General features: G+C 71.1%; 18 protein-coding genes. 7 read left to right on the forward strand and 11 right to left on the reverse strand.

Going from position 1 to position 19,135, the window contains the following annotated elements:
• The first annotated feature begins 125 nt into the window (after positions 1 to 125).
• Both ASG87_RS07505 and ASG87_RS07510 read left to right on the forward strand, forming a co-directional pair.
• On the forward strand, positions 126 to 1,286 hold the full coding sequence (locus ASG87_RS07505; protein ID WP_056003196.1) for a glycosyltransferase family 1 protein: 1,161 nt from the start codon (positions 126 to 128) through the stop codon (positions 1,284 to 1,286).
• Positions 1,255 to 1,845: a phosphatase PAP2 family protein gene (locus tag ASG87_RS07510; protein ID WP_056003199.1), complete on the forward strand. Its 591-nt coding sequence runs from the start codon at positions 1,255 to 1,257 to the stop codon at positions 1,843 to 1,845. The genes ASG87_RS07505 and ASG87_RS07510 overlap by 32 nt, the downstream gene beginning before the upstream one ends.
• Before the next feature lie 450 nt (positions 1,846 to 2,295).
• Here the strand turns inward: ASG87_RS07510 and accD are convergent, their stop codons facing one another.
• The 3 genes from accD to trpB all read right to left on the reverse strand — a co-directional run bounded on the left by accD (position 2,296) and on the right by trpB (position 6,076).
• On the reverse strand, positions 2,296 to 3,165 hold the full coding sequence (gene accD, locus ASG87_RS07515; protein ID WP_056003202.1) for an acetyl-CoA carboxylase, carboxyltransferase subunit beta: 870 nt from the start codon (positions 3,163 to 3,165) through the stop codon (positions 2,296 to 2,298).
• Between the two features lie 730 nt (positions 3,166 to 3,895).
• The gene (gene trpA / locus ASG87_RS07520) at positions 3,896 to 4,732 is read right to left on the reverse strand and encodes a tryptophan synthase subunit alpha (RefSeq protein WP_056003205.1); all 837 of its coding nucleotides are present in this window, start codon (positions 4,730 to 4,732) and stop codon (positions 3,896 to 3,898) included.
• A 132-nt stretch (positions 4,733 to 4,864) separates the two neighbouring features.
• Positions 4,865 to 6,076 (reverse strand): tryptophan synthase subunit beta, encoded by a 1,212-nt coding sequence (gene trpB, locus ASG87_RS07525; RefSeq protein ID WP_056003208.1) that lies wholly within the window; start codon positions 6,074 to 6,076, stop codon positions 4,865 to 4,867.
• Positions 6,077 to 6,179: 103 nt separating this feature from the next.
• Here trpB and ASG87_RS07530 point away from each other — a divergent pair, with 103 nt between their 5' ends.
• Positions 6,180 to 7,061, forward strand: a complete 882-nt coding sequence (locus tag ASG87_RS07530) for a LysR family transcriptional regulator (protein ID WP_056003211.1) — start codon at positions 6,180 to 6,182, stop codon at positions 7,059 to 7,061.
• A 195-nt stretch (positions 7,062 to 7,256) separates the two neighbouring features.
• Here the strand turns inward: ASG87_RS07530 and ASG87_RS07535 are convergent, their stop codons facing one another.
• The 8 genes from ASG87_RS07535 to prmB all read right to left on the reverse strand — a co-directional run bounded on the left by ASG87_RS07535 (position 7,257) and on the right by prmB (position 16,181).
• A complete protein-coding gene (locus tag ASG87_RS07535; RefSeq protein ID WP_056003214.1) occupies positions 7,257 to 7,886 on the reverse strand; it encodes a phosphoribosylanthranilate isomerase in 630 nt (209 codons plus the stop codon).
• Positions 7,883 to 8,665, reverse strand: coding sequence for a tRNA pseudouridine(38-40) synthase TruA (truA, locus tag ASG87_RS07540; protein WP_056003217.1), 783 nt, complete (start codon positions 8,663 to 8,665; stop codon positions 7,883 to 7,885). Before truA ends, ASG87_RS07535 begins: the two co-directional genes overlap by 4 nt.
• 98 nt (positions 8,666 to 8,763) lie before the next feature.
• A complete protein-coding gene (locus tag ASG87_RS07545) occupies positions 8,764 to 11,094 on the reverse strand; it encodes a FimV/HubP family polar landmark protein (protein ID WP_056003220.1) in 2,331 nt (776 codons plus the stop codon).
• 183 nt (positions 11,095 to 11,277) lie between these two features.
• On the reverse strand, positions 11,278 to 11,589 hold the full coding sequence (locus ASG87_RS07550) for a hypothetical protein (RefSeq protein ID WP_157510944.1): 312 nt from the start codon (positions 11,587 to 11,589) through the stop codon (positions 11,278 to 11,280).
• Entirely contained in the window at positions 11,589 to 12,617 is a 1,029-nt protein-coding gene (locus ASG87_RS07555; protein WP_056003225.1) for an aspartate-semialdehyde dehydrogenase, read from the reverse strand. The genes ASG87_RS07550 and ASG87_RS07555 overlap by 1 nt, the downstream gene beginning before the upstream one ends.
• Positions 12,614 to 13,654 carry a D-glycerate dehydrogenase gene (locus ASG87_RS07560; RefSeq protein ID WP_056003227.1) on the reverse strand — a complete coding sequence of 347 codons (1,041 nt, stop codon included), beginning with the start codon at positions 13,652 to 13,654 and terminating at the stop codon, positions 12,614 to 12,616. Before ASG87_RS07560 ends, ASG87_RS07555 begins: the two co-directional genes overlap by 4 nt.
• A 28-nt stretch (positions 13,655 to 13,682) precedes the next feature.
• On the reverse strand, positions 13,683 to 14,771 hold the full coding sequence (gene aroC, locus ASG87_RS07565) for a chorismate synthase (RefSeq protein ID WP_056003230.1): 1,089 nt from the start codon (positions 14,769 to 14,771) through the stop codon (positions 13,683 to 13,685).
• A gap of 489 nt (positions 14,772 to 15,260) precedes the next feature.
• A complete protein-coding gene (prmB, locus tag ASG87_RS07570) occupies positions 15,261 to 16,181 on the reverse strand; it encodes a 50S ribosomal protein L3 N(5)-glutamine methyltransferase (protein WP_056003233.1) in 921 nt (306 codons plus the stop codon).
• Positions 16,182 to 16,392: 211 nt separating this feature from the next.
• Between prmB and asd the strand changes: the two genes are divergently transcribed.
• The 4 genes from asd to ASG87_RS07585 all read left to right on the forward strand — a co-directional run bounded on the left by asd (position 16,393) and on the right by ASG87_RS07585 (position 19,047).
• Positions 16,393 to 17,256, forward strand: a complete 864-nt coding sequence (asd, locus tag ASG87_RS07575; RefSeq protein WP_056003235.1) for an archaetidylserine decarboxylase — start codon at positions 16,393 to 16,395, stop codon at positions 17,254 to 17,256.
• A gap of 205 nt (positions 17,257 to 17,461) precedes the next feature.
• Positions 17,462 to 17,590 (forward strand): hypothetical protein, encoded by a 129-nt coding sequence (locus ASG87_RS21180; RefSeq protein WP_268761802.1) that lies wholly within the window; start codon positions 17,462 to 17,464, stop codon positions 17,588 to 17,590.
• Positions 17,591 to 17,801: 211 nt separating this feature from the next.
• Positions 17,802 to 18,236: a hypothetical protein gene (locus tag ASG87_RS07580; RefSeq protein ID WP_056003238.1), complete on the forward strand. Its 435-nt coding sequence runs from the start codon at positions 17,802 to 17,804 to the stop codon at positions 18,234 to 18,236.
• 82 nt (positions 18,237 to 18,318) lie between these two features.
• Entirely contained in the window at positions 18,319 to 19,047 is a 729-nt protein-coding gene (locus ASG87_RS07585) for a response regulator transcription factor (RefSeq protein WP_056003241.1), read from the forward strand.
• The last annotated feature ends 88 nt before the right edge of the window (positions 19,048 to 19,135 follow it).

Below are 19,135 nucleotides of genomic sequence, written 5' to 3' on the forward strand. Positions count from 1 at the left end.
AGAGGCCCCAGTGTAACCATCCCCACCGCGGCCCGGGGCGGCCGCTGTCATGTCCTGGTCACGCCGGTGCCACTGCGGCGCAACCGCGCGCTTCGATGCTGTGCCGGGCCAGCACAGGTAGCGCCATGCGCATCGGCATCGTCAGCGAAACCTATCCACCGGAGATCAACGGCGTCGCCCTGACCGTGCACGGCCTCGCCGCCGGCCTCGCTGCGCGCGGCCACACCATCGACCTGGTCCGGCCGCGCCAGCCGTCGCCGCATGCCGACGAACCCGGCATCGTCGCGCTGGAAGTGCGCGGCGCGGCGCTGCCGCGCTATCCGGGCCTGCGCTTCGGCCTGCCGGCCGGGCGCAGCCTGCGCGAGCGCTGGACGCGCCTGCGCCCCGACGCCGTCTACGTCGCCACCGAAGGCCCGCTCGGCTGGTCCGCGCTGCGCGCGGCGAACCGGCTCGGCATCCCGGCGGCGACCGGCTTCCACACCCGCTTCGACGCCTATGCCGACCACTACGGCGTGGGTTTCCTCACGCCGGCGGTGCGCGGCTATCTGCGCCGCTTCCATCGCCGCGCCGCCACCACCCTGGTGCCCACCGACGCGCTTGCGCACGAGCTGCGCCGGCTCGGCGTGGACAGCGCGCGCCTGCTGCGCCGGGCGGTGGACACCGTGCTGTTCCATCCGCGCCGTCGCGACGCCGCCCTGCGCGCGCAATGGGGCGCGGACGGCAACACGCCGGTGCTGCTGTACGTCGGCCGCATCGCCGCGGAGAAGAACCTGCAACTGGCGGTGGAGGCGTTTCGCGCCGTCCAGCGGCAAGTGCCGGGCGCGCGCTACGTGTGGGTCGGCGACGGCCCCGCGCGCGCCGCACTGCGCGAGACGAACCCCGACTTCATCTTCGCCGGCGTGCAGCGCGGCGAATCGCTGGCGCGGCACTACGCCAGCGCCGACCTGTTCCCGTTCCCCAGCCTCAGCGAGACCTTCGGCAACGTGATCCTGGAGGCACTCGCCGCCGGCCTGCCGGTGGTGGCCTACGAGGAAGGCGCCGCGCGCGATCACCTCGACGACGGCCGCAACGGCTACCGCATCGGGGCCGGCCAGGCGCAGGCGTTCGTCGACGCGACGGCGACGCTGGCTGGCAACCCCACCCTGATCCGCCACATGGGCCGCGCCGCGCACGCCAGCATGGCGCGGTTGTCGCCGGACGCGGTGATCCGCGAATTCGAAAGCCTGCTGCGCGAACTGGCCGAGGAGGACCGCCATGAGCACCATGCCACCGCTGCCCACGCCTGAGCTGCCGCTGGGCCCGCGCTTCGCCTTCGACCGGCGCATGTGCGTCGCCGCCAACCGCTGGGGCGCGCGGCGCGCGGTCGGCGTGTTCTTCGGCGCGGTCAGCCGGCTCGGCGACGGCGTGTTCTGGTACGCGCTGATGCTCGCGCTGGTGTCGTTCGACGGCTGGCGCGGCCTCGCCGCCGCCGCGCACATGGCCGCCACCGGGCTCGCCGCGCTGCTGCTGTACCGCCTGCTCAAGCGCTGGACGCGCCGGCCGCGGCCGTATCGCGCCTGCCCCGGCGTGATCGCCCACGTGCCGCCGCTGGACGAGTTCAGCTTTCCCTCCGGACACACCTTGCAGGCGGTGAGCTTCACCCTCGTCGCGCTGGCCTGGTATCCGCTGCTGGCGCCGCTGCTGCTGGGCTTCACCGCGCTGGTCGCGGCGTCGCGGGTGATCCTCGGGCTGCACTATCCGAGCGACGTGCTCGCCGCGATCGCCATCGGGGGCGGGCTCGGCACGTTGTCGCTGTGGCTGGCGCGCGTGTCCGTGCTGCATGGCTGGGTCGGCCTGGGAGTCTGATCCGGTCATTGCTGCACGGGCGGGAGGGCGCCTCTCGACAGCCGAAAAGGTTGGTCGGTCATCCGGCGTCGCTGCATCCAAAGGCACTGGATCCCGGCTTTCGCCGGGATGACGACGGTTCCGGAGGGATCGGGCGAATTCGGAAAAGCCTCGCGCTGAGCAGTTTCTGCGCACGCCGTCGCGACATGCTTTGCGATCAGGCGGATAGGACACCTATCCACAGGCTTTGCCCAGCCGGTTCCACAATCGCTGTGGAAAACCGCGCATCCGTCGCGCGCCTCCTGCGCAAAATTCCGTCAGCGCGTGCCAAGTGATTGTCGGCAAAGCGCGGCACGCGCTTTTTCCACAGGCTTATCCGGAAGGCATCCACACCGGCTGTGGAAAACGTTGCTGCGGAAACGACGATGCCGCCCGGAGGCGGCATCGTCGTGCAGCGAGCGTGCGAGCGGCTCAGGCCGCGCGCGGCGCCTTCGTCAGCAGGCCGAACAGGTCGGCCAGCTTGTCGCGCATCTCGCGGCGGTCGACGATCATGTCGATCGCGCCGTGCTCGAGCAGGAACTCCGAACGCTGGAAGCCTTCCGGCAGCGTCTCGCGCACGGTCTGCTCGATCACGCGCGGGCCGGCGAAGCCGATCAGCGCCTTCGGCTCGCCGATGTTGATGTCGCCGAGCATCGCCAGGCTGGCGGACACGCCGCCGGTGGTCGGGTTGGTCAGCACGCTGATGTACGGCACGCCGGCATCGCGCAGGCGCGCAAGCGCGGCCGAGGTCTTGGCCATCTGCATCAGCGAGAACAGCGCCTCCTGCATGCGCGCGCCGCCGGTGGCGGAAAAGCACACCAGCGCGCTCCGGTCGGCCAGCGCCTTCTCGGCGGCGCGGGTGAACTTCTCGCCCACCACCGACCCCATCGAGCCGCCCATGTAGGCGAACTCGAACGCCACAGCCATCAGCGGGCGGCCCTTGAGCTTGCCGCCCATCGCCAGCAGCGCATCCTTCTCGCCGGTGGACTTCTGCGCGGCGACGATGCGGTCGCGGTATTTCTTCGAATCGCGGAACTTCAGCGGGTCGGTCGGCTCCAGGCTCGCCCACAGCTCCTGCGTCGAGCCCTCGTCGAACAGCGACAGCAGGCGCGCGCGCGCGCCGATGTAGTGGTGGTGGCCGCACTTGGGGCAAACCATCAGGTTGCGCTCCAGCTCCGGCCGGTACAGCACCGTGCCGCAGCCGCCGCACTTCTCCCATACGCCCTCGGGCACCTTGCCCTTGCCGGCGCTGGTGTTCTGCGTGCGCGCACGCGGGCTCATGATTTTCTGCAACCAGTTCATAGCGGTACCTCTGGACAAGCGGCCATTCTACCCGAGAAGCCCGGCCGCTCTCGCCCGGGAGGGGCATTCAGGCGAACCCTGGAATCCGGCGCCTCTGCGTTTCGATGGCCCGAAGTCGCTGGATCCCGGCCTTCGCCGGGATGACGAGCGGAACGGAACCGGCTGGCGAATGCAGGCACCTGCCTCACCCGACAAAGCGTCATTCCAGCGAAGGCTGGAATCCAGCGCCTCTGCACTTCGATGGGCCTGGAGTCACTGGATTCCGGCCTTCGCCGGGATGACGGGCAGGAATGGAACCGGCTGGCGGATGCAGGCACCCCGGCCCCACCCTACAAAGCGTCATTCCAGCGCATGCTGGAATCCAGCGCCTCTGCACTTCGATGGGCCTGGAGTCACTGGATCCCGGCCTTCGCCGGGATGACGGGCAGGAACGGAACCGGCTGGCGGATGCAGGCACCCCGGCCCCACCCGACAAAGCGTCATTCCAGCGAAGGCTGGAATCCAGCGCCTCTGCGCTTCGATGGGCCCGAAGTCACTGGATCCCGGCCTTCGCCGGGATGACGGGCAGGAACGGAACCGGTTGGCGGATGCAGGCACCCAGGCCCCACCCTACAAAGCGTCATTCCAGCGAAGGCTGGAATCCAGCGCCTCTGCGCTTCGATGGCCCGAAGTCGCTGGATCCCGGCCTTCGCCGGGACGGCGTGGAAGCGGAGGCGTCTCGCCGCCGGCCTCAGCGTGCGTCGAGCGCTGCGCGGATCGGCGGGAGGAAGGCCTGTACCCGCTCGGCGATCTCCGCTTCCGATGCGGCGCCGTCCAGCCGTTCCACCAGCGCGCTGCCGATCACCACCGCGTCGGCGAAGCCCGCGATGGCCTTGGCGCTCTGCGCGTCGCGCACGCCGAAGCCCACCGCCACCGGCGCGGCCGAACGCCCGCGCAGCTCGGCCACGCGCGCGGCGATGTCCGTGGTGCTGAGCCGCGCCGCGCCGGTGATGCCGGCGAACGACACGTAGTAGAGGAAACCCTCGGCCGCCTCGCACAGCTTCGCCAGGCGTTCGGGCGCCGTCGTCGGCGCGGCGAGCAGGATCTGCCGCAGGCCCGCCGCGCGCAGCGGCGCCAGCACGGCCGATTCCTCCAGCGGGCAGTCCACCACCAGCACGCCGTCCACGCCGGCCGCCACCGCCTCGCCGGCGAAGCGTTCGTAGCCGTGGATCTCGATCGGGTTGAGGTAGCCCATCAGCACCACCGGCGTCTGCGTGTCGCGCTGGCGGAACCCGGCGACCCAGCCCAGCACGTCGCCCAGCCCGACGCCCCGGGCGATGGCGCGCTCGCTGGCGTGCTGGATCACCGGGCCGTCGGCCATCGGATCGGAGAACGGCACGCCCAGCTCGATCAGGTCGGCGCCCGCCGCCACCAGGGCGTGCATCAGTGCCACCGCGTGGTCCGGCGACGGATCGCCCGCGGTGACGAACGGGATCAGGCCGGTGCGGTTGGCGGCCTTGAGCTGGGCGAAGCGGGCGTCAATGCGTTGGGAGCCGGGATTCGGGATTCGGAATTGGGGATTCGACATGATGCGTTTACTCGAATGGGAAATGGATGGCCGGCGATGGGAAGGCGAAAGCCTCGAGCTTGCGCGGAACGCGTCCACAGCGAGGTCGCCCGCTTTTGCCGAATCCCCAATTCCGAATCCCGAATCCCGCTCTCATACCTGCACTCCTTCGCGCGCGGCAATCGTATGCACATCCTTGTCGCCGCGGCCGGACAAATTGCACAGCACGATGCCGTCCTTCGGGTACTCGCGCGCCAGCTTGATTGCCTGCGCCACCGCGTGGCTGGATTCGAGCGCCGGCAGGATGCCTTCGGTGCGGCACAGGAGATGGAAGGCTTCCAATGCCTCCGCGTCGGTGACGCCGACGTACTCGGCGCGGCCGGCGTCCTTGAGGAAGGCGTGCTCGGGGCCGACGCCGGGATAGTCCAGGCCGGCGGAGATCGAGTGCGTCTCGGTGATCTGGCCGTCGTCGTCGCACAGCACGTAGGTGCGGTTGCCGTGCAGCACGCCGGGTCGTCCCGCCGCCAGCGACGCGGCGTGGTGGCCGGTGGCTAGACCCAAGCCCGCCGCCTCGGCGCCCACGATGCGCACCCCGCGGTCGTTGAGGAAGGCGTGGAACAGCCCCATCGCGTTGGAGCCGCCGCCCACGCAGGCGGTGAGCACGTCGGGCAGGCGGCCGTACTGCTGCTGCACCTGCGCGCGCGCCTCGCGGCCCACGATGGCGTTGAAGTCGCGCACCATCAGCGGGTACGGGTGCGGACCGGCCACGGTGCCGATGATGTAGAAGGTGTCGGCCACGTTGGTGACCCAGTCGCGCATCGCCTCGTTCAGTGCGTCCTTCAGCGTCTTCGAGCCGGAGGTCACCGGCACCACCTCCGCGCCGAGCAGCTTCATGCGGTAGACGTTGATCTTCTGCCGCTCGATGTCCACCGCGCCCATGTAGACCACGCACTTCAGCCCCAGCCGCGCCGCCACCGTGGCGCTGGCCACGCCGTGCTGGCCCGCGCCGGTCTCGGCGATGATGCGGGCCTTGCCCATGTGCCGCGCCACCAGCGCCTGGCCCACGGTGTTGTTGATCTTGTGCGCGCCGGTGTGGTTGAGGTCCTCGCGCTTGAGCAGGATGCGCGCGCCGCCCACATGTTTGGTCAACCGCTCGGCGAAATAGACCGGGCTGGGCCGGCCCACGTAGTTTGCCAGGTCGCGGTCCAGCTCGGCGACGAAGGCCGGATCCTGGCGCAGGCGCAGGTAGGCTTCGGTCAGCTCGGCCAGCGGCGCCATCAGCGTCTCGGCCACGTAGCTGCCGCCGTAGTCGCCGAAGCGGCCGCGCTCGTCCGGGAAGCGGTGGAAATCCTGGATGTCCGGCATGGGAGTCTCTCGTGGGTATCGCAGAAGGCCTCACACCTTAGTGCCAGCAAGCCCCAGGGAAAAGCGAAAAATCCGAAGCCTCATGTGAGCTAGACTCACAACCATGCCGGATCGGGACCTGCCCTCGCTGCACGCCCTGCGCGCCTTCGAGGCGGCCGCGCGGCTGGGCAGCATGAGCCTGGCCGCACGGGAACTGCACGTCACCCACGGCGCGATCAGCCGGCAGGTGCGCATACTGGAGGAGGCGCTGGGCGAGCCGCTGTTCCAGCGCCAGGGCCGCGGCATCGAGGCCACCGAGGCGGGGCGGCGCCTGCAGGAAAGCTGCCAGGCCGCCTTCGGCCAGCTGCGCGAGGGCTGGGCGAGGCTGCGGCGCGAACGGGCGGGCGCGCTGGTGCTGGGCTGCTCGGGCAGCGTGCTGGCGCGCTGGATGATCCCGCGGCTGGAACGCCTGCGCCATGAGCTGCCGTCCCTGACCCTGCACCTGGCCGCCCAGGAGGAGCCGGCCAGCCTGGCCGGCGTGGATGCCGCGCTGCTGCTGGCATCGCCACCGTGGCCCGCCACGTGGCAGGTGCACGACCTGGCGCCCGAGCGCATCGGCCCGGTACTCAGCCCGCGCTACCCCGGCGCCATGCGCCTGGCCGCCATGCCCGCCATCGCGCTGTGCGACGAGCCGCTGCTCTATACCGCCTCGCGCCCGCAGGCCTGGTCCGAATGGGCGCGGGCGATGGGCCTGGCACCCGATGCGCTGCGCCAGGCGCAGGCCCTGCCGCACCTGTACTTCCTGCTGGAAGCCGCGGCCGCGGGGCTGGGCGTGGCGATCGCGCCGCAGCCGCTGGTCGCCGACGACCTCGCCAGCGGGCGACTGCTGGCGCCCTGGGGCTTCTGCGACACCGGTGGCCGCTGGGTACTGGCGACGACGCGGACCGGCGACACGCGCGTCGCCGAACTGGCCGCTTGGGCGCGGGCCGAACTGGCCGGCCCTTGAGGCGAGAGAAGCCGGGCCCCGTGCGACGGGCGCTGCCCACCTGATCGGTGGTTATGCGAAAGAGTCCCGCACGCTCGCCGATGGAAGCATCGAACGTCGCCGATGCGGAGCATCACTGCTCATCCAGCCGGACCGGACCAATGTCCCGGTGCAGCCGATCCACCGGAGCGCCACGGCGCGCCTGCAACGAGTTCGCTAGGCCGCCCGCGCGTCCGCCGCGCGCACCGCGGCGATGAAGGCTTCCATCCGCGCGGCATCCTTGATGCCCGGCGACGCCTCGATGCCGCTGGCTACGTCCACGCCCCACGGCCGCGCGATGCGGACCGCCTCGGCCACGTTGCCTGCATGCAGCCCGCCGGCCAGCACCAGCGGCTGCGCGAGGTCGCGCGGCATCAGCGACCAGTCGAAGGCCTTGCCGCTGCCGCCGGCCTCGCCCAGGCCGTGGCCGTCCAGCAGCAGGCCCGAGGCGTGCGGATACCGGCGCAGGCGCGGCAAGGCGGCCTCGCCCTCGCCCATCGCGACCGCCTTGAGGAACGGATGGCCGAAACCCGCGCACCAGTCGTCGCTTTCGCCGCCGTGGAACTGCAGCAGGCTCGGCCGCACCGTGCGCACCACCTCGTCCACCATGGCCGCGTCGTCGTCCATGAACAGGGCCACCGTGACGACGAACGGCGGCACGGCGCGCACGATCGCCTGCGCCTGGGCCACCGATACCTTGCGCGGGCTGCGCGCGGCGAACACCACGCCGATGGCGTCGGCGCCGAGTTGCGCGGCGAGCAGGGCATCCTCGATCCGGGTCATGCCGCAACACTTGATGCGCGTCATGCGGCCTCCCCGGCCAGGCTGACCTCGGGCGGCAATCCCCAATGGGCCTCGTAGCGCGGCCCGATGAAGGTCAGCCCGGACGACGGCGCGGTCGGCCCGGCCGCCTCGCGGTCGCGGCCGGCCAGCAACGCGCCCATCCATTCCACCGGCTGCTCGCCTCGCCCGATCGGCAGCAGCGAACCGACGATGTTGCGCACCATGTGGTGCAGGAAGGCGTTGGCCTCGATCTCCACCAGCACCTGCTCGCCCTCGCGCCGCACGCTCACCGCGAGCACCGCGCGGCGCGCGTGCGCAGCCTGGCAGGTGATCGCGCGGAACGCGGTGAAATCGTGCTCGCCGACCAGCGCCTGCGCGGCCTCGTGCATGCGCCGTGCGTCGAGCGGGTGGCGCTCCCAGGTCACGTAGCGCGCTTCCAGCGCCGCGCGCACCGGCCGGTTGAGGATGGCGTAGCGGTAGCGGCGGCTGCGCGCCGAGAAGCGCGCGTGGAAATCCTCCGCCACCGGCTGCGCCCACAGCACGGCCACGCTGGGCGGCAGGTTCGAGCAGGCGCCGAGCACCCAGCCGCGCAGGTCGCGCCGCACCTCGGTGTCGAAATGCACCACCTGGCAGCGCCCGTGCACGCCCGCGTCGGTGCGCCCGGCGCAGGTCACCTGCACCGGATGCGCGGCGACGAACGACAGCGCCTGCTCCACCGCCGCCTGCACGGTCGGGCCGTGGCTCAGCCGCTGCCAGCCGGAGAAGCCGGTGCCGTCGTATTCGATGCCAAGGGCGATGCGCATGGGAATCGGGGAATCCAGGGCAGCCAAGATTAGCAGTTGCCCAAACGCATCGGGCCGGCAAGGCCGGCCCGATGCGCGGGTCGAACGGACGGCGGCGCCTAGGACAGGTTTTCCAGCAGTTGCCTGGCGGTGTCCTTCTGCATCTGGCTGCCCTCGCCGAGCACTTCCTCGAGCATGGCGCGGGCGCCTTCGCTGTCGCCCATGTCCAGGTAGGCCCGGGCGAGATCGAGCTTGGTGTCGATCGGGTCGTCGCTGAACTGCCCCAGCTCGTGGATGCCGGCATCGGCTTCCGGCTCGTCGAAGCGCCAGCCGCCGAGCGGCTCGCTCTCCGCCTCGGCGACCGGATCGGCATGCGCGGCCGGGGCCATCGGCTCGATCCCGGCCTCCGGCGAGGGCTCGTCCTCCGTCGCCGCCGGCGTGGCCGGGCCGGCCTGGACGGGCGGCGTCAGGTTGAAGTCGAAGTGGTATTCGCTGACCTTCTGGCGCGGCGGCAGCGGCGGCATCGCCGGCGCCTGCAGCACGGTCTCGTCGGACGAGGCGGCGTAGTGGTCCAGGTCGAAGGCATTGAGCGCGTCGCGCTCGTCCTCCGCCGTCTCGGCATGCTCGGCATGGCTACCGTCGAGGAACAGCGGATGGCCCGGCGCGAGATCGCGCCCCATGCCGACCACGTCCTGCCATTCCGGCTGCTGCGGATCGGTCACGTGGGCGTGCATGGCCTCGGCGGCCGCCTCGAAATGCTCGACGTCGCGTCGGCCGTAGTACAGGCTGACCAGTTCCAGGTGCAGGCCGACGTCGTCCGGATGCTCGGCCAGCTGGTCGAGCAGTTCGTCCTGGTCCGGATCGGCGCTGCCTTCGGGCAGCGGCGCGACGCCGCCGAAACGGTCGGCCAGCGACGAGCCCGACGGAACAGCCGGCTTCGCCGGCTTGCGGCGGCGCCCCAGCACGGCGAACAGGAGCAGCAGCACGATCGCGCCCAGCCCCGCGGCCCAGGCCCAGGTCTGCATGTACCAGGGCTCTTCCAGCGATGCGGCCGGCGTGGCGGGATGGCTGCGCGCGGCGGGCGCCGGCTTGGCCTTGGCCGGAGCCGGCTGGACCGCGGCCGGCGGCGGCGTGGCCGTCGAGGCGGCACTGGCCGCCACAGCGCCGGTGGCAGCGGCCGTAGCGGCGGTATCCGCCGTGGCGGGGCCGGTCGTGGCGGCGCTGGACGGCGCGGCGGCCGTCTCCTTGAGGGCGGACACCTCGACCGCCGCCGCGCCGGCGGCCGCATGGGCGGTACTCGCCGCCGCGGGCTCGGCCGGCAGGTTCGCAACCTTGCGCGCCTCGGCGAGCTTGCGCTGGAGATCGGCGATCTCGTTGTCCTTCAGCGACAGCAGGCGTTCGTTCTTGCCGTTGATGTCTTCCAGGTCCTTCAGGCGCGACTTCAGCTCGCTGCCCTGCTGCTGCAGCGCGGTGAGCATCTCCTGGCTGCGCGCGAGATCCTGGCGCAGGGCGGCGGAAGCCTCGCCCTTGCCGCCGCGCGCGCCGGCGCTCTTGCCGCCTTCCGCGGCCGGCACCAGGGTCAGCCGGTCCGCCACGTCGGCGGCGCCGGACGGCGCGCTGGACGTGCCGGCACGGGTCGCCGCATCGGCCACCGTGGTCGGCGCCGAGGCGGCGCCGCTGCGCCAGTCGCCGTTCTGCCGGCGCACTTCGGCCACCGCGGCGGCCACGGCCATGGCCTGGGCCTCCTGGCTGGTCGGCACGCGCAGCACGGCGCCGCTCTTCAGTGCATTGATGTTGTCGCGGTAGAACGCATCCGGGTTGGCCTGCTTGAGCGCCAGCATCATCTGGTTGACGTCGGTGCCGGCCGGCGCGGTGAGCCGCGCGATGCCGGACAGGGTCTGGCCGCGCTCGACCGGGCCGTACTTGCCGTCGCTGGTCACCACCGCGCGGGAGGCCGGCGCCGGCTGGCGCTGCGGCGCCGCGGCGGCCGCGCGCGCGGGGCGGCTCGGCGCGCTGCGTGCCGGGGCGGCGGCCGGCGCCCCGGCGGTCGCCTGTGCGGCGCCCGGCGGATCGAGCAGGATGGCGTATTCGCGCACGCTCTTGCCGGCGGCGCTGCTGACCTCGACCAGCAGGTCCAGGTAGGGATCGTTGACCGCCGCGGTGCTGGTGATGCGGATCACCCTGTGCTCGCCGGTGCCCGCGACGCTGAACTGCAACGGGATGCCGGGACGGCCGGCGCTGATGCCGGCGCGGGCGAAATCCTCGGCCGAGGCCAGCCGGGCGCTGAGGTTGCGCAGTTCCGCCGGGCTCTCGGGCGTCAACGGGATTTCCGCCAGCAGCGGCTGGCCCAGCGCCGACTTCACCTGGATCTGGCCCAGCTCCAGCGCCACCGCCTGGCTGCTGCCCAGAGCGAGCGCCAACAGCGCCGACAGTTTCAACGAACGATTCATCGCGTGCTCCCCCGAACGACCGTGACGCCTATCTATGGTGTCTGTCTATCTTTATGTGCGTATGGTGCGTGCGCGCCCTCGCCGAGGCGGCGACGACCGAAACGAGGTGCCACTTTAAGTTAGTTGCAAGTCAATCAACAATAGCCGCGGCGAACGCTTACGGCGCATTGCTGTGGCGGGTTCTCATTTTTGGGGCGGATTTTCACGCTGCCGTGGGGCGGCGGCGGCCCGGGCGGCGTCGAGCTGGCGCTGCAGCTCGGCGATCTCGCGCTCCTGCTGCCGCAGCCGCTCGCCGGCCTGGCGCCCCTTCGATTCCTGCCGGTCGACCTGGCGCCGAAGCGCGCCGACCTCCCGGTCGCGCTGCCGCAACTGCTTCTGCAGCGCGGCCGGCGTGGCGGCGGAAGCCGCGGCGGCCGGCGCATCGCCGGCCACGGCCAGCGCCGGCAGCGCGCCGAGCGCCATCCCGCCCAGCGCCAGCCATGCCCGGCAACGCATCAGAGGTAGTCCTCGATCAGCCGCTCGGCGATCTGCACCGCGTTGAGCGCCGCGCCCTTGCGGATGTTGTCCGAGACGATCCACATGTCCAGGCCACGGTCGTGCGAGATGTCCTCGCGGATGCGGCCGACGAACACCGGGTCCTTGCCGGCCACGTCGCCCACCGGAGTGGGATAGCCGCCGGCCTTGCGCTCGTCCATCACCACCACGCCGTCGGCGTGCTCCAGCAGTTCGCGGGTCTGCTCGGCGGTGATCTTGTCGCGCGTCTCGACGTGCACCGCCTCGGAGTGGCCGTAGAACACCGGCACGCGCGCCGCGGTGGGGTTCACCGCGATGGAGTCGTCCTCCAGGATCTTGCGCGTCTCCCACACCATCTTCATTTCTTCCTTGGTGTAGCCGTTGGGCTGGAACTCGTCGATGTGCGGGATCACGTTGAAGGCGATCTGCTTGGGAAACTTCTTCGGTTCCGCCTCCTGGAAGTTGAGCAGGGCCGCGGTCTGCCTGCCCAGTTCCTCCATGCCCACGCGGCCCGCACCGGACACCGACTGGTAGGTAGCCACGTTGATGCGCTCGATGCCCACCGCACGGTGGATCGGCGCCAGCGCCACCAGCATCTGCATGGTCGAGCAATTGGGGTTGGCGATGATGCCGCGCGTGGTGTACTGGGCGATGGCATGCGGGTTCACCTCGCTCACCACCAGCGGGATGTCGTCCTGGTAGCGGAACTCGGAGGTGTTGTCGATCACCACCGCGCCCGCCGCCGCCGCGCGCGGCACATGCACCTTGCTCACCGAGCCGCCGGCGGAGAAGAACGCGATGTCCACGCCGGCGAAGTCGTAGTCCTCGAGGTTGCGCACCGTTATCTGTTTGCCGGCGAACTCCACCTTGCTGCCGGCGGAACGCTCGCTGGCCAGCGGCACCAGCTCGCTGATCGGGAACTGGCGCTCGGCGAGGATGGCGAGCAGGGTCTCGCCCACGGCGCCGGTGGCGCCGACCATCGCAACCTTGTAACTGCTCTTCTTGCTCATCGGGTGGGTTCTTCACGGGTGGGGAAAGGGGCGCGGGCCACGACGGCCAGCGCTTCGGGATTCAGCAGGTTCGGCGGATGCCCGGCATGCGGGCCATGGCCGAACAGCGCCAGCACATTGTCCACCGCCACGGCGGTCATCGCGCGGCGGGTATCGGTCGTGGCGCTGGCGATATGCGGGCTGAGCAGCACGTTGTCGAGCGCGAGCAGGTCCGGATGCACGCGCGGCTCGCCCTCGAACACGTCCAGCCCGGCGGCGGCAAGGCGGCCTTCGCGCAGCGCGGCGGCCAGTGCCGCGTCGTCCACGATGCCGCCGCGGGCCACATTCACCAGCACCGCGGTGGGCTTCATCTGCGCCAGCTCGGCGGCGCCGACGGCGTGGCGGGTTTCCGGCGTCAGCGGCAGCACCAGCACGAGGAAATCGGATTCGCGCAGCAGCTCCGCCTTGTCCACGTAGCGGGCGCGGCATTCGCGCTCGACATCCGCGGGCAGGCGCGAGCGGTTGTGGTAGAGCACCGGCATGCCGAAGCCCTGCGCGCGCCGCGCGATGGCCTGGCCGATCCGGCCCATGCCTAGGATGCCCAGCACATGGCCGCGCACGTCGGCGCCCAGCCACTCCTTGAACTCGGTGGCGTGCCACTGCCCCGCGCGCAGCCAGCGCTCGGCGGCACCCATGCGTCGCGCCGCGCCCAGCAGCAGCGCCCAGGCGTAGTCGGCCACGCTCTCGTTGAGCACGTCGGCGGTATTGGAGGCGGCGATGCCGGCGGCGACGAGTGCGGCCAGGTCGAGGTTGTCGTAGCCCACCGCGAGGTTGGCGACGATGCGCAGCCGCGTCGCGCCGGCCACCGCGGCCGCGTCCACGCGCTCCTTCAGGCCCACGATGGCGGCATCGCAGCCGGCCAGCTTCGCCGCCAGTTCGGCCGGGGCGAACTTCGCCTCCCGCGTTTCCTCGCGCACCTCGAAATGTGGCCGCAGCCGCGCGATCTCGCTGTCGAAGGTGGGGCGCGACACCCAGACGACCGGTTTGTTGCCTGCCATGTTCGCTCCAGCCTGCCGCGTCGGCTCTCTAGGGAATGCGCGGCGCCACGTCGCCCACGTCGCCGCACTGCGCTCGGTGGCGCAGCGCGTGGTCCATCAGCACCAGCGCCACCATCGCCTCGGCGATGGGCGTGGCGCGGATGCCGACGCAGGGATCGTGGCGGCCCTTGGTCACCACCTCCACCGGCTCGCCGGCCAGGTTCACGCTGCGGCCGGGGATCAGGATGCTGGAAGTGGGCTTCAGCGCGATCGAGGCGACCACCGCCTGGCCCGTGCTGATGCCACCAAGGATGCCACCGGCATGATTGGACGTAAAGCCGTCCAAACACATCTCGTCGCGATGCTGGCTTCCGCGCTGCTCCACGGCCGCGAAACCGTCGCCGATCTCGACGCCCTTCACCGCGTTGATCGACATCAGCGCGCCGGCGAGGTCGCCGTCGAGCTTGCCGTAGATCGGCTCGCCCCAGCCCGGCGGCACGCCGTCGGCCACCACGGTGACGCGTGCGCCCACCGAGTCGCCGGACTTGCGCAGCGCGTCCATCGCCTTCTCCAGCGCCGGCACCTGCGCTGCGTCCGGCCAGAAGAACGGATTGCCTTCGACCGCGTCCCAGTCGAAGCCCTCGTGTGCGATGTCGCCCAGTTGCGCGAGGTAGCCGCGCACGCGCACGCCGTGGCGCTCGGCCAGCCACTTCTTGGCGATCACCGCGGCGGCCACGCGCATGGTGGTCTCGCGCGCGGAGGAACGGCCGCCGCCGCGCGGGTCGCGGATGCCGTACTTCTGCCAGTAGGTGTAGTCGGCGTGGCCGGGCCGGAAGGTCGACGCGATGTCGCCGTAGTCCTTGCTGCGCTGGTCGGTGTTGCGGACCAGCAGCGCGATCGGCGTGCCGGTGGTCCTGCCCTCGTAGACGCCGGAAAGGATCTCCACCTCGTCGGCCTCGCGCCGCTGCGAGGTGTGCCGGCTCTTGCCGGTGGCGCGGCGGTCGAGGTCGCGGCGGAACTCGTCCGCGTCGATCGCCAGCCCCGGCGGGCAGCCGTCGATCACGCAGCCGATGGCCGGGCCGTGGCTTTCGCCGAAGGTGGTGACGGTGAAGAGCTTGCCGAAGGAGTTGCTGGACACGGGAATCGGAACGTCCGCGGTAAAAGGGCTACAGCATACCCATGATCGCCGGCCGCTGCCGGCCCGATCCCTGGCGGATGCGCCCGCTACGCGAGGGCGACGCCGGCGGCGGGAGCGGCTTCGGCCGCGATGCGCGGCAATTTCGCCGGTGAGGCGCACGGCCGACGCGGCTTGCGCGACTACGTCGCCAGGCGCCTGTTCACGATCTCAGACCTCCCGTGAAACATCATCCCGGTGGCTCTCAACGGCCGCAGGACCGGTTAAGTTGGGATTCCCGCTCGTCATCCCAGCGGCTCTCAACGGTCGCAGGGCCGGTCAAGCTGGAGGCGCTTTTCAACAGCCGAAAGGCTGGTCATCCAGCGACCTCCCCCTTCTCCAAAACCTTAGAGGCGCTGGATCCCAGCTTGACCGGCCCTGCGGCCGTTGAGAGCCGCTGGAATGATGTTTCAGGGGGATACCTGGGAGACTTTAAACAGACTCCAGGGGCACCTACCGACGCGCCACCGCCACCGCGCGGATCGCCCCGGCATGTTCCACCAGGTCGCGCCGCTCCAGCGCGAACACGCCCATCGCGCCGACCTTGAACTCGATCCACACGAACGGCACCTGCGGCAGCAGCGCGGCCAGCGCATGCTCGCTCTCGCCCACCTCGACGATCAGCAGGCCGTCGTCGGTAAGGTGGTCCGCCGCCTCGTCCAGCATGCGCAGGCACAGGTCCAGGCCGTCGGCGCCGGAGGTGAGGCCGAGCTTGGGCTCGTGGCTGTACTCGCCCGGCAGCGCGGCGTACTCGTCCTCGGTGACGTAGGGCGGGTTGGACACGATCAGGTCGTAGCGGCGGTCGGCGACCCCGCTGAACAGGTCCGAGCGGATCGCCTGGACGCGGCCCTCGACGTGCTGGAAGGCGATGTTCTCGCGCGCCAGCGACAGCGCCTCGTCGCTGATGTCGACGATGTCGACCTGCCAGTCGGGGTTGTACTCGGCCATCGCGATGCCGATGCAGCCCGAGCCGGTGCACAGGTCCAGCGCGCGCTCGACGCGGCGCTCGTCCAGCCACGGCGCGAAGCCCGACTCGATCAGCTCGGCGATCGGCGAGCGCGGCACCAGGGCGCGGCGGTCGCTCTTGAACTTCAGCCCGGCGAACCAGGTCTCGCCGACCAGGTAGGCCACCGGCAGGCGTTCGTCGACGCGCCGCTCGATCAGGCCCAGCACGCGCTCGCGCTCCCCGGCGGTGAGCCGGCCCGCGCCGTAGGCCGGCGGAATGTCCGGCGGCAGGTGCAGGCTTGCCAGCACCAGGTGGGTGGCCTCGTCGATCGGGTTGTCGTGGCTGTGGCCGAAGGTCAGCCCGGCGGCCGAGAAGCGGCTGGCGCCGTAGCGGATGAAGTCGATGATGGTGGCGAGTTCGGCGGTCACGGACCTGGTCCTGGCGAGTGCGATGCAAAAGGCCGTGCATTATACGGCCCGCCGCGCGGCAAGCCCCTCTCCCGTCGGGAGAGGGGTTGGGGTGAGGGTCCGGCAACGCCGACGCGCCCGGCTCCGCCCGCACCCTCACCCGGCTGCCGCCACCTCTCCCGCAGGGAGAGGGAACGCACGTTGAAGGCTGCGGCACCTCTATACTGCCCGGATGACGTTCAAGACCACGCCTTTCAAAGTCGGCCTCCAATACGCCCTTCCGCACCGCTTCCTGTCGCGCCTGGTCTACTGGGCCACGCGCTGGACCTTCGCGCCGTGGAAGAACTGGCTGATCGGCACCATCGTGCGCAAGTACGACGTGGTCATGCGCCAGGCCGCGCAGCCCGACCCGCTGGCCTACCAGCACTTCAACGCCTTCTTCACCCGCAAGCTCAAGCCCGGCGCGCGCCAGGCCGACGCCGACCCGGCCGCCGTGCTCTCGCCCGCCGACGGCCGCATCAGCCAGGCCGGCGCCATCGTGGACGGGCGCATCTTCCAGGCCAAGGGGCAGGAATACACCGCCGCCGAACTGCTTGGCGGCGACGAGGCCGCCGCGGCCCCCTATCGCAACGGCCGCTTCGCCACCGTCTACCTGTCGCCGCGCGACTACCACCGCGTGCACATGCCGCTGAAAGGCACCCTGAAGGAAACCGTGCACGTGCCCGGGCGCATCTTCAGCGTGGCGCCGTTCGCGGTGGAAGCGATCCCGCGCCTGTTCGCGCGCAACGAGCGGCTGGTCTGCCACTTCGAGGGCGAACACGGCCCGTTCGTGGTGGTGATGGTGGGCGCGATCCTGGTCTCGTCGGTAGCCACGGTATGGGACGGGCTGGTGATCCCGCCCTATGCGCCGTCGATCCGCCGCAAGTCGTTCGCCGGCCAGAACATCACCCTGGACCGCTTCGCCGAGATGGCCCGCTTCAACATGGGCTCCACCGTGATCGTGCTGCTGCCCGAGGGCATGGCCGAGCTGGACCCGCTGCAGCCGCAGCAGGCGGTCCTGGTGGGCCAGGCCATCGGCCGGCTGACGCAGTCCTGAGGATGGGCGGCGCCCGGATCGCGGCTGCCGCAACCGCGATCGTCCGCGACGCGGCCATCCAGGATCGGTGACTTTCCCAGCCGAAGCCGCCCCGTGGTGCTGGCCGCACCCGTCGGCGGCATCGGCCAGAACGACACCCGCAGGGGGAGCGTCGCCGACCCGCAAGGCTTTCTTCGTATAGGCCGCCTCCAACGCCGGTGCCGCCATGCCGGTCGCGGCGCAGGAAGACGGCTCGACGAATGCCGGCATGGCCGGCGCTTCGCACGCTAGCGCCGCCATCGCGCCCATGCCGGGCGCCTTCAAGGACAACCGCGCGACGGTGCGCTACGCCTGAACAACCTACGAAGCCCCGGCCGCTGTCGCAAGGGCTCTCGGCATCCTCCGCCCATGCCGTTTGCCAGCATCCGCCTACCAGATAAACAGCAGAAACTGACGATTTGCGTCGTTTTGTGACCTTATAGGTACAAACCCTCGCCCGCACTGGCTATCCTCGACCAGATTGGAGGCGCCGACGTTCCGCCGGCGCCGGGGATGGGATAGGCCTCATGCGCATATTCAGCCAGTTGATCGCCTTGAACCGCAGCCGCCAGCTCGGCCGACAGTTCAAGGAGATCGAGCGAAGCATCCGGGCCCTGCCCGACCGCAGCCGCGCCCGGCTGGGCACGCTGACGTTGCGCGAGATCGGCCAGGCGTCCCGCAGCCCCTTCCCGCACCTCTACGGCACGCCGCCGGAGGAACGCTACCTGCCCTGGGGCCAGGGCACCGACATCGGCTACGCCCGGGCCTGCTCGGACAATCCCGAGGTGGCCATGCGCGGCATCGCGCTGTGGCTCGCGGTCGCCTACCACGAAACCAAGGATTCGCCGCATCCCAGCCTGCAGCCGCATTTCCGCCAGTTGATGCGGGTGGTGCGCGAGCTGAAGGAAATGCACGGCGAGGACACCGTCGGCAGTTGGATGCACGACAGCGCCACCGCCTGAGCCCCGGCCGCGCCGCGAGGGAACGCGCAGCGCATGGCCCGATTCGCTAGCATCGATGCTCCCGCCCGTTCCCTGACGCGCCATGCTTCCCTCCCCTGCTTCCGCCCCGTGCCCGGCCCCGTGTCCCGCCCTGCGCGTCGCCCTGCTCGAGGACGATGCCGAGCTGCGCGAGCAGATCCTGCTGCCCGGCCTGCGCAGCCATGGTTTCGAAGTGACCGGGCTGTCCAGCGCCGCCGAGCTGTACCTGCAGTTGCCGCAGCAGACCTTCGACATCCTGGTGCTGGACGTGGGCCTGCCCGACCAGGACGGCTTCACCATCACCCGCTACCTGCGCGCGTCCTCGTCGATCGGCATCGTCATGCTCACCGGGCGCGGCGGCGCCGCCGACCGCGTGCACGGCCTCTCGATGGGCGCCGACGCCTACCTCGCCAAGCCGGTGAACCTCGACGTGCTGGCCGCCACGCTGCACAGCCTTGGCCGCCGGCTGGGCAGCACGCCACCGGCACCGGCGGTCGAAGCCCGCCCCGCCTGGCGGCTGCATGCGAATGGCTGGAGCCTGGTCGCCCCCGGCGGCGGCACGGTGGCGCTGACCCAGGCCGAGCGCTGCGTGCTGGGGCTGCTGCTGTCCAAGAGCGGCGAGGCGGTCTCGCGCGAGACGCTGATCGCCGCGCTCACCCCGGACATCTACGACTTCGACCCGCATCGCCTGGAGACCCTGATCCACCGGCTGCGCCGCAAGGTCAACGCCGGCACCCGCGAGGCGCTGCCCCTGCGTGCGCTGCACGGGATGGGCTACGTGCTGGTGGCCTGACGCCGCCCGCGCTTCGCGCCCCTCCCTCTCAGAGCCTGTTCACGATTTCCAAGTATCCCCCCAGAAACGTCATCCCAGCGAAGGCTGG

The organism is Frateuria sp. Soil773, from assembly GCF_001428405.1.
Taxonomy (GTDB): domain Bacteria; phylum Pseudomonadota; class Gammaproteobacteria; order Xanthomonadales; family Rhodanobacteraceae; genus LMSL01.

What these genes read in the sequence shown, in the direction of transcription:
- ASG87_RS07550 (WP_157510944.1), bottom strand. Translation starts at nt 11,589, where the DNA reads ATGCGTTGCCGGGCATGGCTGGCGCTGGGCGGGATGGCGCTCGGCGCG.
- ASG87_RS21180 (WP_268761802.1), top strand. Translation starts at nt 17,462, where the DNA reads ATGCCGGTCGCGGCGCAGGAAGACGGCTCGACGAATGCCGGCATGGCC.
- ASG87_RS07510 (WP_056003199.1), top strand. Translation starts at nt 1,255, where the DNA reads ATGAGCACCATGCCACCGCTGCCCACGCCTGAGCTGCCGCTGGGCCCG.
- trpB (WP_056003208.1), bottom strand. Translation starts at nt 6,076, where the DNA reads ATGCCGGACATCCAGGATTTCCACCGCTTCCCGGACGAGCGCGGCCGC.
- ASG87_RS07560 (WP_056003227.1), bottom strand. Translation starts at nt 13,654, where the DNA reads ATGGCAGGCAACAAACCGGTCGTCTGGGTGTCGCGCCCCACCTTCGAC.
- accD (WP_056003202.1), bottom strand. Translation starts at nt 3,165, where the DNA reads ATGAACTGGTTGCAGAAAATCATGAGCCCGCGTGCGCGCACGCAGAAC.
- ASG87_RS07580 (WP_056003238.1), top strand. Translation starts at nt 17,802, where the DNA reads ATGCGCATATTCAGCCAGTTGATCGCCTTGAACCGCAGCCGCCAGCTC.
- asd (WP_056003235.1), top strand. Translation starts at nt 16,393, where the DNA reads ATGACGTTCAAGACCACGCCTTTCAAAGTCGGCCTCCAATACGCCCTT.
- ASG87_RS07545 (WP_056003220.1), bottom strand. Translation starts at nt 11,094, where the DNA reads ATGAATCGTTCGTTGAAACTGTCGGCGCTGTTGGCGCTCGCTCTGGGC.
- ASG87_RS07585 (WP_056003241.1), top strand. Translation starts at nt 18,319, where the DNA reads ATGCTTCCCTCCCCTGCTTCCGCCCCGTGCCCGGCCCCGTGTCCCGCC.
- ASG87_RS07555 (WP_056003225.1), bottom strand. Translation starts at nt 12,617, where the DNA reads ATGAGCAAGAAGAGCAGTTACAAGGTTGCGATGGTCGGCGCCACCGGC.
- trpA (WP_056003205.1), bottom strand. Translation starts at nt 4,732, where the DNA reads ATGTCGAATCCCCAATTCCGAATCCCGAATCCCGGCTCCCAACGCATT.
- ASG87_RS07535 (WP_056003214.1), bottom strand. Translation starts at nt 7,886, where the DNA reads ATGACGCGCATCAAGTGTTGCGGCATGACCCGGATCGAGGATGCCCTG.
- ASG87_RS07530 (WP_056003211.1), top strand. Translation starts at nt 6,180, where the DNA reads ATGCCGGATCGGGACCTGCCCTCGCTGCACGCCCTGCGCGCCTTCGAG.
- truA (WP_056003217.1), bottom strand. Translation starts at nt 8,665, where the DNA reads ATGCGCATCGCCCTTGGCATCGAATACGACGGCACCGGCTTCTCCGGC.
- ASG87_RS07505 (WP_056003196.1), top strand. Translation starts at nt 126, where the DNA reads ATGCGCATCGGCATCGTCAGCGAAACCTATCCACCGGAGATCAACGGC.